We start from the raw sequence: 11,759 nt of genomic DNA, 5'->3' as shown, positions 1-11,759 counted from the left end.
CATCTGCATCATCGTCGGCGAGACCGGCGACCAGATCAAAGCTGCGGTCGGCGACGGCGCGAGCCTGGGCGCCCGCGTGACTTACGTCGAGCAGTCCGCGCCGCTGGGGATAGCCCACGCCGTCGGCCTGGCGCGCGACTTCGTGGGACAGGACAGATTCGTGGTCTTCCTGGGCGACAACTTCATCCTGGGCGGCATCCAGTCGTTCGTCGAAAGCTTCCAGGCCCAGAACTGCCAGATACTCTTGCACGAGGTGCCGAACCCCGCGGACTTCGGCGTGGTGGCCCTCAAGGACGGCCGCATCGTTTCTATTCAGGAGAAGCCCCAGTCTCCGCCGAGCAACCTCGCGATCGTGGGCATCTACATGTTTGATCCCTCCGTCTTTGAGGCCATAGACCACATACGCCCTTCCGGGCGCAACGAGCTGGAGATAACCGACGCCATCCGCTATTTGCTGGAGCACGGACGCGAGGTGGGATACCAGGTCCTGACGGCGCCGTGGATAGACACGGGCAAGAAGGACGACCTGCTGAACGCCAACCGGCTCATCCTGGCGAGCCTCGCCGCCCGCAACGACGGGACCGTTGACGCCGAGACGCGCACCACGGGCACCGTGGTCATTCAAAAGGGCGCGCGCGTGGAGAAGAGCGTATTGCACGGGCCGTGTATCATTGGAGAGAACACACTGATTCGAGATGCGTATATCGGGCCCTATACGTCTATCTACCACGACTGCCATGTGGAGGGCAGCGAAGTGGACTTTTGCATCATCCTGGAGCACAGCTCCATTGTCAACATCCCCGGCCGTCTGACGGAGAGCGTTATTGGCCGTTATGTAGAGTTGTCCCGCGCCACGCGCCGCCCTGCCGCGTCCAAGATGGTCCTGGGTGACCACAGCAAAGTCGAGCTTCGTTAGGACTATGACCACGCGTACGGTGCTGATCACAGGCGGCGCGGGATTCATCGGCGGCAACTTTGTCCGCTACGCCCTGCGCACGCACCCGGACTGGAGCGTCATCAATTTGGACAAGCTGACGTACGCGGGCAATCCCGCCAGCCTCCGCGACGTGGAAGGAGACCCGCGCTACCGCTTCGTCCACGGCGACATCTGCGACACGGCGCTCGTGGACTCCCTGGTCCCCCAGGCTGACACCATCGTCAACTTCGCGGCGGAGACGCACGTGGACCGCTCGCTGCAGGATGAGAGCCCGTTCGTCCTGACCAACGTGTACGGGACATCGGTCCTCCTGGGAGCGGCGCTGCGCCACAAGACCCCTCTCTTTCTGCATATCTCCACGGATGAGGTGTATGGCGAAATGCCACCCGGCGCCTCGGCGCGGGAGACGGACCCCCTGCGGCCTCGCAACCCTTACGCCGCCAGCAAGGCTTCCGCCGACCTCATGTGCATGGCGTTCCACACGACGCACCAGTTGCCTGTCATGGCCGTGCGGATGACCAACAACGTGGGGCCGTACCAGTACCCGGAGAAGGCGGTCCCCCTGTTTATTACAAACGCGCTGGAGGACAAGCCTCTGCCCGTCTATGGCCAGGGGCTGCAGATCAGGGATTGGCTCTACGTGGAAGACGCCTGCGAGGCCCTTGACTTGGCGCTGCGGCGCGGGGCGCCGGGGCAAATCTACAACGTGGCGGGAAGCAACGAGCGTCCGAACGTGGAAACGGCGCGCGCCATCCTGCGCATCCTGGGCAAGCCCGAGTCCCTCATCACCTTCGTGGAAGACCGGAAGGGCCATGACCAGCGGTACAGCCTGGACTCTTCGCGCATGCGCGACCTGGGCTGGCAGCCAGCGCACTCCTTCGAGGCCGCACTGGAGAAGACGGTGCGCTGGTACCGCGAGAACCCGCAGTGGTGGCGTCCTATCAAGCAGGGCGACTTCGCACAGTACTATACCCGCCAGTACGCACGCCGGTTGCCCACAAAGCAGCGCGCGCGCAGGGGGATAGCGTCTCCGAGGAGGCTGCAGTGATTCATGGCGTTGAAATCAAGAAGCTCACGCCGAACGTGGACGAGCGTGGCTACCTGATGGAGATACTGCGCGCAGACGACCCCCTGTTCACGCGCTTCGCGCAGACCTACGTGTCACTCAACTACCCAGGCGTGGTGCGCGCGTGGCACTACCACAAAAAGCAGAACGACTTCTTCTGCACCGTGAAGGGGATGACCAAGATCGTCCTGTACGATCAGCGCGATGGCTCGCCGACAAAAGGGGAAGTCCAGGAGTTTTTCATCGGCGAGCAGAACCCCGTCGTTCTCAAAGTCCCCATCGGCGTCGTGCACGGCTACAAGACCGTGGGCGACGAGCCATCTTTTCTGCTGAACTTCCCGGACAAGCTGTACGACAGGAATGACCCGGACGAGTACCGCCTGCCGTGGAACTCCGACCAGGTCCCCTACGACTGGGCCATCAAGATGCGCTAGGAAATGGACATTTGATGCAGTCCTGGCCTCTGGTCTCTGTTGTCATCCTGAACTGGAACGGGCTGCGCCACCTACGGTACTGCCTGCCCTCCGTGCTGGCCACGGACTACCCCCGATGCCAGGTTATTGTGGTGGACAACGCGTCCAGCGACGGCTCGTGCGCGTATGTCCAGTCCTCCTTTCCCGGCGTCGTCCTGCTACGCAACGCAAAGAACCTGGGCTGGTCCGGAGGCAACAACGTGGGCATCCGCTACGCAATGGCCCAGGGCGCACGCTATGTCGTCCTGCTGAACAACGACATGAAGGTGCATCCCCGCTGGCTGACGAAAGCAGTCGCCGCCGCCGAGGCTGATCCGCATGCGGGCGTTGTCGGCTTTCACGTCTTCGGTGAGTACGGCAAGGAGCCTATCGAGCGCTTCGAGCAGGCATGCCGCGACTGGCAACCAGCCCAGCCCCAGCCTGCGACGCACGTGGGCGGCTGTGCGATGTTCATTCCCACGGACATGCTCCGCGCCATAGGGCTGGTGGATGATGCCTACTTCGCCTATGGAGAGGAGGATGACCTGGAGGCCAGAGCCCGCAGGGCGGGCTTTGCGCTGACGCGTGTGAACGTCCCCCTCTGGCACTACTCGGAAGGGTCATCCGAGCGGATACCCTGGAAGGCATCCATTCTCACCATGCGGAACCGCATCCGCTATCTCATCAAGAACGAGAGCCTGGGCGTCATCCTGCGGCAAGTCGCCCTCGTCGTCCACATAAGCTGCAACCCCTTTGCGCGCACCAGCCGCGGCTTCGCCTACCACCGGCGGCTGCGGCCATCCAACGTGCTGGTGAACGCCGGCCTGCTGGCCTACGCCCTGGGATGGAACCTCGTCCACCTGCCCCAGACCCTGGCGGCGCGCCGGTGGGACAACCAGGCCATAGCCTCCTATCTCAGGACGACGGCGACTGCCCCAGAGTCTGGCCGCCTTCCCACGCAGGCGCCCCCGCCGTGACGTCCGGCCGGACTATCGCAGGGGGTTTCCTTTGGACGGGAGGGGCTACCTACATCAGCCAGGCGCTTTCGGCGGTCGCCACCCTGCTCTTGGCGAAGTACGTGCCCGTGGCGGACATGGGCATCTTCAGCCTTGCCAGCCTGGTGATCGGCTGGCTCGCCCTGGTCCGGGGCCTGGGTCTGGGCATAGCGCTTCTTCACGAGGAGCGCGACCTCACGGAAGCGAGCGCCACCGCTTTCTGGTTGCTGCTTGCGGCCGGGGTCGTGCTCGCGGCCCTGTCGCTGCTGGCGGCGCCGCTGGCAGCGCGCGCCTTCGCCAGCCCCGCGATGCAACCCGTGGTGCAAGTCCTGGGCGTGAGCTTCATCCTGTATAGTCTGACATCCGTACAGGAGACACTGCTTATCAAGGAATTGCGGTTCCGCGTGCGCGCCTTGACAGGGCTGGCGGGCACGCTGGTCTATACGGTGATAGCGGTCATCCTCGCCGTGCAGGGCCTGGGCGTGTGGAGCATCGTCTATGCCCAACTGGCGCAAATGGTCTGCCAGGGCGCCATCTTCTGGGTTATCTCCCCCTTCCGCCCGTCATTCCACTTCAACTGGGCGGTGGCGAAACGGTTGCTCCGCTTCGGGAACTCTGTATTCCTGAACGACGCACTCATCTTCCTCATCCTGACTCTGGACAGGCCGATTCTCGGCCGCGCCCTGGGCGTTGTGACCGTGGGTCAGTATGACTTCGCATACCGCCTGGGCAATTACCCCCAGTCCATGGTGACGAACAGCCTGTATTCGGTCATTCTGCCCGTGTACACTCGGCTGCGCGGCCAGCCTGTGGAGCTCAAACGCGTCTACCTGACCACCATTCGGTATATCACCTACCTCGCCGCGCCGCTCGCCTTCGCCCTTGTCCTCATCAGCCCGCCGTTCCTGCGCCTGCTTTACGGCGACAAGTGGGCGCCCGCCATCCCGCTGCTGCAGGCTCTGTCTTTTTTTGGCCTCATATCAGCTATTGTGGGCCCTACAGGTAGCGTTTTCTACGGCATGGGCAAGCCTCACCGCCAGCTCCTCATCCACATCGTCAAGTTTGTCGCGCTGTTCCCCGCGCTGTACTTTGTGGCGCTGAGCTATGGCGCCCTGGGTGTCGCTGTCTATATCACCGCGGTCGCCCTTGCGCTGGGTATAGTCTCCGTCCTGTGGACAAACCGCATGCTGGCCATCCGTCCCCTGGAGTACATCGGCGTCATCGTCGGGCCCCTCGCGCTGGCTGGACTGCTCGCCGCCGCAGGGCTGGCCGCGACTCCTCACCTGCCCGTCCCAGCGGAGAGCATCCCCGGCTTCCTGATGCTGGCGGTGGGCTTCGGCGTCACATATGTGGGACTGCTGCTGCTCCTCGACAGCGACCTGCGATCCCGCGCGGCAGCGCTGGCTTCTCACCCGCGACTGACCATCGCCGGACTGCTTGCGGAAAAAGCGAAAAAAAGCTAACATGAACTGTTACTTTTCGTCGCTGGCAGAGGCGCAACCATCACCTCAGCCTGAGCGGAGGAGACCATGATTCAGGGAGTCCAGCAGGTGCCTTTAGAGCCCCACGTGGACGACCGCGGTTACCTGATCGAGATTATCCGCGCCACGGACCCCTTCCTGCCCAAGTTCGGCCAGGTTTATATGGTGGGCGATCTTACACGGGCCACCATTCGGGCGTTTCACAAGCATTATCATATGTGGGACTATTTCTTCATCAGCCACGGCTCAGCGAAGTTTGTGCTGGTGGACGACAGACCAGAGAGCCCGACCTACAAGGAAGTGAACACTTTCATTGTCTCGGCGCATAACCCCAGCATTGTTCTGGTCCCGCCCGGGGTCTTTCACGGATGGATGTCCCTGGAGGACGACACCCAGATGGTCAGCATCGCCAGCGAAGTGTACAATCGGCAAAAGCCAGACGAAGTGCGCATCCCTCCGGACTCCTTTGGCGACGTCTGGACGGTGAAAGGCCGATAGCTTCTGGACTCCGGCATGAGCAGACAGCCAGCCACACACGGCCTCTGGCAGCGGTTGCTCCCGCTCCGACTCCAGTTGTACCGCGTCCTGCCCTTCACCAAGCGGTTCGTGGACCGCATGGGCAGGCGCCGTTATTTGGCGGCCCTCCGTAAACAGGGCATCGTCAGGCTGAATCTGGGCTGCGGCGACATGCCGTTGTGGGACTATATCAACGTGGACAGTCTGAGCCCTTCCGCCGACGTCCGCCAGGACGCCCGCTCGTTGACCACCTTTGCCGACAACTCCGCGACGGAGATTCACACCAGCCACATGATTGAACACCTCCCGAGAGCGGAGGTCGGGAGGGCACTCAGGGAGTGGCGCCGCGTCCTGCAGCCCGGCGGGAAACTGGTCATCCGCTGCCCGAACTTCGAGATAGCCGCCAGGGCGTTCTTGGAGGGCGACGACGCGTACAGGCAGGGTTGGGGCATGGTATTCGTGTTCGGCGACGATGCGGAAGGCATGCGGCATACCAATGGGTTCACGGAGGCATCCCTACGGAACGCGGTAGAAAATGCCGGCTTCCGGGTCATCCGGGTCCAGGCCACGGAGAGTATCCACGCGCCGCTTGATTTCAAGTACCGGATGGCTGCGGACCTTTTATGCGAAGCGGTCAAGACAAAACAAGGAGAATCACCATGAAAATCCTCGTTGTAGGCGGAGCGGGCTACCTGGGCTGCGTCCTGGTCAACGAGCTTCTGGAGCGCGGCTACGCCGTCCGCGTCTTCGATCGCCTCTTCTTCGGTGAGGGAGGGCTGCACGAGGTGCGCGACAGGCTGGAGCTGATGGTCGGCGACGTCCGGCAGATGGACCCCGCGGCCCTGGAAGGCGTGGACGCCGTCATCAACCTGGCAGGCCTCTCCAACGACCCCACGGCTGAATACAACCCCCAAGCGAACTACCAGATGAACACCGTGGCCGCGGAAAGCCTGGCCCGCCTGTGTCAGGAGAGGGGTATCCGGCGGCACGTCCTCGCATCGTCCTGCTCCATCTACGACGTAGGGGTGGGAACGCAGGAGAAGGACATCCTCCTGGATGAAGACTCACCCGTCGCGCCTAAGGCTGCGTACTCGTCATCCAAATACCTGGCGGAAAAGGCCGTTCTCGGCCTGAAGGACCCGCGCTTTTCCCCCGTGGTTCTGCGCATGGGCACGCTCTTTGGGTTCAGCCCGCGCATGCGGTATGACCTGGTCATCAACACATTCGTCAAGGACGTGCTCTCCCGAGGCCACATGACCCTCTTCTATGGCGGCGAGATGTGGCGCCCCCTGGTCGCCGTCAAGGATGCCGCGCGGGCGTATATCCTTTGCCTGGAGGCCACGGAGGAGAAGGTCAGCGGCCAGATTTTCAACGTGGTGTATGACAATCTCCGGATATCGGAGGCCAGCCTGCGGGTGCGGGAGACGTTCACCGCCCTGAGCATCAACGCACAGGTAAAGGTGGACTATAGCTATCGAGGCGTCCGGAACTATCGGGTGTCCGGAAAGAAAATCCTGAGCGCCCTGGAATTCAAGCCCCTCATTTCCATCGAAGACGCCGTGCGGGACATGGTAGCCGGCATCGCCAAGTACCACTGCGACGACTTCGACAGCCCTCGCCATTACAACATCCGCTGGATGCAGCTCCTGGAGGAGGCGGACCGCATCGTCAAACTCACGGGCTACATATTCGACCTGCCGGAGGACAAGAGCGGCAAACTGGTACGTCTTCCCCAGGCACGAAGCCGGGGCAAGTAGGCCTCCCCGGGCGCTCCTTTCATTGGCAGCGCCCAAAATGGAGGGCAACCTCTCGCGAGCGCTGTAAGCCTCGCTGCGGCCTGACTCTGGACACGAGGGACCAAAGACGATGCGCGTTCTCCTGATCGGCGCTGCTGGACAGCTTGCCACAGACCTGCTGAAGGTCCTGCCGCCTTCGGACACCGTTCCCCTTACCCATCAGCAACTCGATGTATGCGACTATGCGGCGGTGCGTTCGGCGCTGGAGCGTCACCACCCGGACGTGGTCATCAACACCAGCGCATTCCACAAGGTGGACGTGTGCGAGGACGAGGTCGTCAAACCCTTCGAGGTAAACACCCTGGCCGTGCGCAATCTGGCGCTCCTGTCGAGAGAACTGGATATCGTCCTCATGCACTTCAGCACGGACTACGTGTTCAGTGGCTCCAAAGGGCGCGCTTATGGGGAGGACGACGCTCCCGGCCCGCTCAGCGTCTATGGCGTGTCCAAGCTCGCGGGGGAGTACTTCGTGCGGACCTTGTGTCCCCGCTACTTCCTCGTCCGCACATCCGGACTGTACGGCGTCGCGGGCGCCAGCGGCAAGGGGGGCAACTTTGTGGAGACCATGCTGCGGCTCGCCCAGCAGGGCGCTCCCATCCGCGTCGTCAACGACCAGACCCTGTCTCCCACATACACGCGTGACCTGGCGAACAAGGTAGTAGAATTGCTCGGGACCGACCGGTACGGCTTGTACCACGTGACCAGCAGCGGCTCCTGCTCGTGGTACAATTTCACTCAGACCATATTCCGACTCGCCCATTTGAACGTGGATGTCCAACCCGTCACCAGCGCACAGTTCGGAGCGAAAGCGCGCCGCCCCGCTTACTCAGTCCTGGCGAATCGGAACTTGAAGCGGGCCGGCCTATCCCTGCCGCGCCCCTGGCGGCAGGCGCTGGAAGACTATCTGCGCGTGAGGCACCCGGAGCTGTGAACCGCACCTGCGCCATTCTTGTCCTGAACTACAACGGAAGGCCCCTCCTGGAGGAGAACATCCCCGGAGTCGTAGCGGCGGCTCGCTACGCGGGCGCCCGTCACGACGTGATTGTCGTGGACAACGCCAGCAGCGACGACAGCGTCGCGTTCGTGCAGGCGAAGTTCCCGGACGTCAAAGTCATGCGCATGGCCCAGAACCGTCGTCTCTTCTCCTACAACGACGCCGTCCGCGCCTGCTCCCACGACTACGTCATCCTGCTCAATAACGACATTCGCGTTCAGCCGGACTTCATTCCACCTCTCCTGGAAGGCCTGAACGACCCGACTGTTTTCGCGACCACACCCAAGGTCGTGTCGGACAACCCCGCGGAGGCCTGTATGGAGCCATGCCCCGGGGTCTTTCACCGTGGCCTCCTCGGCACCGGCCGCACCGGCCAGCCGGGCGGCTCCGGCCCCACGCTCATGGCGCACGGCGGCGCGGCAGCCTATGACCGCGAGAAATTTCTGCTGCTGGGCGGCTACGACATCACGTACTGGCCGGAGTACTACCAGGATATAGCCCTTTCCTATTTGGCCTGGATGCGTGGCTACAAGATACTTTTCGAGCCCCGCAGCGTGGTCTTTCATCCCGGCGGCGCAACGCTCAATAAGATGTACTCAGACGGCGCACGGCGACGAATACGTGAAAGGGGAGCGGTGATCTTCATCCTGCAGAACATTGCCGACCCCGGCCTCCTGCTTCAGTTCTTCCTGTGGGCGCCCCCGCGCCTGCTCAAAGCAGCGGCCACTGGAGACGTGCACCGCCTCGGCGCCTACTGGGATGCGGCGCGGCGTATGCCCCTGATCTGGCGAGCGCGCCGGGCCGCACAGAGAGACCGCAAGCTCTCCGACAGGGCTATCCTCGCGGCGCTCAGACGTCCCGCGCACGTTCCGGACGCGTCCCATGCCCCCGCCTGACACGGTGTTTTCTCCCTCGCGGTCACGCCCGTGCCCACGTCTCCAGACATGAGGCGCTCGGCTATGGAGGACGTGAGTGTGGGGACCCCCGCGGGCCAGTCCCGCTACCATATCATCGTGTACTTGGTCCACACATGGGACACCTTCCACCGAAGGCCCATGCTGGAGGCCCTGGCCCGCAATGCCCTCGGCCAGGCGCACGTCCTGCTGGTCAACCCCATGCTTTCGGTGCTGGAACTGTCCAGGGCGCGGAACAAGACCCGAGTGCGCCGCCTCTCCGAGAACATGGCGCTGCTGACTCCCATCGTATGGCTACCCGGCGCCGGCCGCCTGCCGTTGCTTGCGCAGATGCGCAAGCGCACGCTGACCGCGCAGATTGAGGACGCGTTGCGCCGAACAGGGCCACCTGACGCGCGGCGCATTGAGTGGGTCTTCCGCCCGGAGCAGGTCTCCCGGGTCGGTCTGGCGCGCGACTCCTTCGTCGTGTACGAGTGTTACGACGAGTACACCCGGTCCCAACACGACGGCGCTCCGCTGCCTGAACTGGCGAAGCAGGAGGATACCCTTCTGACGAAAGCAGGCCTGGTCCTGACCACGTCCGATTCCCTGTATCGGAGCCGATCAGCGCGGCACTCGCGTGTCGTCTATACTCCGAACGGCGTGGACTACGACCTTTTCGCCCGCGCCCGCCTGCCAGCGTTGCCCGTCGCAAAGGAGCTGGAATCCATACCAAGTCCGCGCATCGGCTTCGTCGGCAACGCCAGCGAGACGACCCTGGACTATTCCTTGCTGGAGGAACTGGCCGGGCGGCGTCCGGAGTGGTCGCTGGTCCTGGTAGGCCCCGCGGAGGACGTCTCGGCGGATACGCGCCGCCGACTGACGGGCCGGGGCAACGTGCACTTCATCGGCTGGGTCGAGAGACGGCGTCTGCCCTCTTTTCTGAAGGGATTTGACGTGGCGCTCATCCCGTTCAGTGTGCACCCCTGGAACGCGGCGCGCAACCCGCTGAAGCTATGGGAGTACATGGCGGCGGGCAGGCCCGTGGTCGCCACCCGGATTCCCGAGGTAGAGAAGTACGCCGAGGTGGTCTATATTGCGGAAAGCCCCTCGGAGTTCGAGGCAGCAGTCTGCGCCGCGCTGGAGCATCCCTCACCCGACCGGCTGCGGCGCGGAGCGGAGCTGGCCCAGGAGCACTCGTGGGAGCATCTGACGCGCCAGACCCTGGCGGAAGTCCTGACGGCTGCCTCCGCGCAGCGAGCCTGAACACGCCATGAAGCTGCTGCTCCTGTCCGAAATGTTTCCGTCCTCCAACTCTCCAAGCAGCGGCCGGTTTGTCGCAGGACAGGCAGTGGAACTGGCGCGCCGCATGGATGTCACTGTCTTAGTCCCAGTAGTCTTTCCCTTCCTGTCACAAGGCTGGCTTGTCAGAAGTGGCCTGCCAACTGTAACGCTGCCTCCAGATATAGATTTGCCGACGGGCTGTGTGCATTACATCCGATACCCCGGCCTGCCCTGGCGCTTCGATTCCCTGAACGTGTACCTTGCCTACACGGCGGTGCGACGCGCCCTCAAGCGCCAACGCCTGTCGCCAGATATCATTCATGCGCACCCGGGCTATCCAGCGGGGTACGTAGGACATCTTGTCGCGCGAGACCTGGGCGTTCCGCTCGTGGTTACGCTGCACGGATTCGACATCAACGTCTTCGGGGGCGCGGGAGATGCCCGCGCATATAGCGATATCCCATCTTTCGCTTCACAGTTCTATTCTCCTCGAACCCGCGGGCGTCTCGTCCAATCGCTTCGCCATAGCTCAAGAGTGATCGCCGTCAGCCAAGACCTCTCCCGTAAAGCAATCGCTCTGGGCGTACCAGAGGAACGCGTGACAGTGATGCCCAACGGGGTTGATATAGAGCGGTTCCGTCCACAGGAGCGAGCCGCAGCTCGTCGTCATCTGGGCCTATCCCAACACAATCGCATCGTCCTCTTCATCGGTCGTATGACCCACGTTAAGGACCCGCTGTGTCTGGTAGGAGCCATGAAGCTTTTGCGCCAGGAGAGGGCCGATGTGGAGGCCGTGCTTCTTGGAGATGGCGAGCTTCTGGAGCCTGTCAGGCAGGCAGTTGTGAAGGAAGGCCTGGATAATCACATCCATGTACTGGGCAGCAGGCCTTACGCCGAGCTCCCTCTGTGGATGAACGCCTGCAACGTAGTCGTATCCACCAGCCATTACGAGTCGTTTGGGCTCGTACTGCTGGAAGCTCTCGCCTGCGGTACGCCGGTCGTAGCCTCGCGGGTCGGCGGAATCCCGGAAATGGTGCACGACGGCGAGCAGGGAGTCCTTGTTCCTCCAGGCGACCAGTCTAGCTTGGCCCGGGCCATCGCTCTGGCGGTGGACAAAGCGTGGGACCGCGAGGCCTTGAGGCGGCACGCGGAAATGTATTCATGGAAGCGCGTCGCTGACGAGATAGACCATCTCTACCATGCAGTCCTGAAGGAGCGCCTCTAGGCATCCGCCGGACGTTGCCTTGAGCTTGTGTCGAAAGCCGTCTCTTGACAGGGTAACAGCGGCCCACTATGCTGAGAAACAGTTGCGCGCCGAGTCCGCGATCCTGCTGCCTCCTCGCGT

12 protein-coding genes are annotated in these 11,759 nt (G+C 63.0%); all 12 read left to right on the top strand.

The genetic code is table 11. From position 1 onward, the window contains the following. Positions 1–916 (top strand): glucose-1-phosphate thymidylyltransferase (locus tag Q7T26_08315; protein MDO8532156.1); only part of this gene is annotated, 916 nt, incomplete at its 5' end. Between the two features lie 4 nt (positions 917–920). After that, positions 921–1,985 (top strand): dTDP-glucose 4,6-dehydratase, encoded by a 1,065-nt coding sequence (gene rfbB, locus Q7T26_08310; protein ID MDO8532155.1) that lies wholly within the window; start codon positions 921–923, stop codon positions 1,983–1,985. After that, the gene (locus Q7T26_08305; GenBank protein ID MDO8532154.1) at positions 1,982–2,437 is read left to right on the top strand and encodes a dTDP-4-dehydrorhamnose 3,5-epimerase family protein; all 456 of its coding nucleotides are present in this window, start codon (positions 1,982–1,984) and stop codon (positions 2,435–2,437) included. The genes rfbB and Q7T26_08305 overlap by 4 nt, the downstream gene beginning before the upstream one ends. A gap of 14 nt (positions 2,438–2,451) precedes the next feature. Then, complete coding sequence (locus tag Q7T26_08300; protein ID MDO8532153.1) at positions 2,452–3,432, top strand: glycosyltransferase family 2 protein; 981 nt, start codon at positions 2,452–2,454, stop codon at positions 3,430–3,432. Further along, positions 3,429–4,913 (top strand): lipopolysaccharide biosynthesis protein, encoded by a 1,485-nt coding sequence (locus tag Q7T26_08295; protein ID MDO8532152.1) that lies wholly within the window; start codon positions 3,429–3,431, stop codon positions 4,911–4,913. The genes Q7T26_08300 and Q7T26_08295 overlap by 4 nt, the downstream gene beginning before the upstream one ends. 66 nt (positions 4,914–4,979) lie before the next feature. Continuing rightward, a complete protein-coding gene (locus Q7T26_08290) occupies positions 4,980–5,429 on the top strand; it encodes a dTDP-4-dehydrorhamnose 3,5-epimerase family protein (GenBank protein ID MDO8532151.1) in 450 nt (149 codons plus the stop codon). A gap of 15 nt (positions 5,430–5,444) precedes the next feature. Continuing rightward, positions 5,445–6,110 (top strand): methyltransferase domain-containing protein, encoded by a 666-nt coding sequence (locus Q7T26_08285; GenBank protein MDO8532150.1) that lies wholly within the window; start codon positions 5,445–5,447, stop codon positions 6,108–6,110. Beyond that, positions 6,107–7,204: an SDR family oxidoreductase gene (locus Q7T26_08280; GenBank protein MDO8532149.1), complete on the top strand. Its 1,098-nt coding sequence runs from the start codon at positions 6,107–6,109 to the stop codon at positions 7,202–7,204. The genes Q7T26_08285 and Q7T26_08280 overlap by 4 nt, the downstream gene beginning before the upstream one ends. Positions 7,205–7,313: 109 nt before the next feature. Then, positions 7,314–8,174 (top strand): dTDP-4-dehydrorhamnose reductase, encoded by an 861-nt coding sequence (rfbD, locus tag Q7T26_08275; protein ID MDO8532148.1) that lies wholly within the window; start codon positions 7,314–7,316, stop codon positions 8,172–8,174. Continuing rightward, positions 8,171–9,133: a glycosyltransferase gene (locus Q7T26_08270; protein ID MDO8532147.1), complete on the top strand. Its 963-nt coding sequence runs from the start codon at positions 8,171–8,173 to the stop codon at positions 9,131–9,133. The genes rfbD and Q7T26_08270 overlap by 4 nt, the downstream gene beginning before the upstream one ends. Positions 9,134–9,196: 63 nt before the next feature. After that, complete coding sequence (locus Q7T26_08265; protein ID MDO8532146.1) at positions 9,197–10,396, top strand: glycosyltransferase; 1,200 nt, start codon at positions 9,197–9,199, stop codon at positions 10,394–10,396. A 31-nt stretch (positions 10,397–10,427) separates the two neighbouring features. Further along, complete coding sequence (locus Q7T26_08260) at positions 10,428–11,639, top strand: glycosyltransferase family 4 protein (protein MDO8532145.1); 1,212 nt, start codon at positions 10,428–10,430, stop codon at positions 11,637–11,639. The last annotated feature ends 120 nt before the right edge of the window (positions 11,640–11,759 follow it).

The organism is Dehalococcoidia bacterium (genome assembly GCA_030648205.1).
Taxonomy (GTDB): domain Bacteria; phylum Chloroflexota; class Dehalococcoidia; order JAUSIH01; family JAUSIH01; genus JAUSIH01.
The sequence above is the reverse complement of the archived record's forward strand: the minus strand, read 5'-3'. Positions and strand labels throughout refer to the sequence as shown.

Excerpts from the sequence above, each read along its gene's own strand:
- Q7T26_08285 (MDO8532150.1), top strand. The coding sequence starts at position 5,445 with ATGAGCAGACAGCCAGCCACACACGGCCTCTGGCAGCGGTTGCTCCCG.
- rfbD (MDO8532148.1), top strand. The coding sequence starts at position 7,314 with ATGCGCGTTCTCCTGATCGGCGCTGCTGGACAGCTTGCCACAGACCTG.
- Q7T26_08290 (MDO8532151.1), top strand. The coding sequence starts at position 4,980 with ATGATTCAGGGAGTCCAGCAGGTGCCTTTAGAGCCCCACGTGGACGAC.
- Q7T26_08280 (MDO8532149.1), top strand. The coding sequence starts at position 6,107 with ATGAAAATCCTCGTTGTAGGCGGAGCGGGCTACCTGGGCTGCGTCCTG.
- rfbB (MDO8532155.1), top strand. The coding sequence starts at position 921 with ATGACCACGCGTACGGTGCTGATCACAGGCGGCGCGGGATTCATCGGC.
- Q7T26_08260 (MDO8532145.1), top strand. The coding sequence starts at position 10,428 with ATGTTTCCGTCCTCCAACTCTCCAAGCAGCGGCCGGTTTGTCGCAGGA.
- Q7T26_08265 (MDO8532146.1), top strand. The coding sequence starts at position 9,197 with ATGGAGGACGTGAGTGTGGGGACCCCCGCGGGCCAGTCCCGCTACCAT.
- Q7T26_08300 (MDO8532153.1), top strand. The coding sequence starts at position 2,452 with ATGCAGTCCTGGCCTCTGGTCTCTGTTGTCATCCTGAACTGGAACGGG.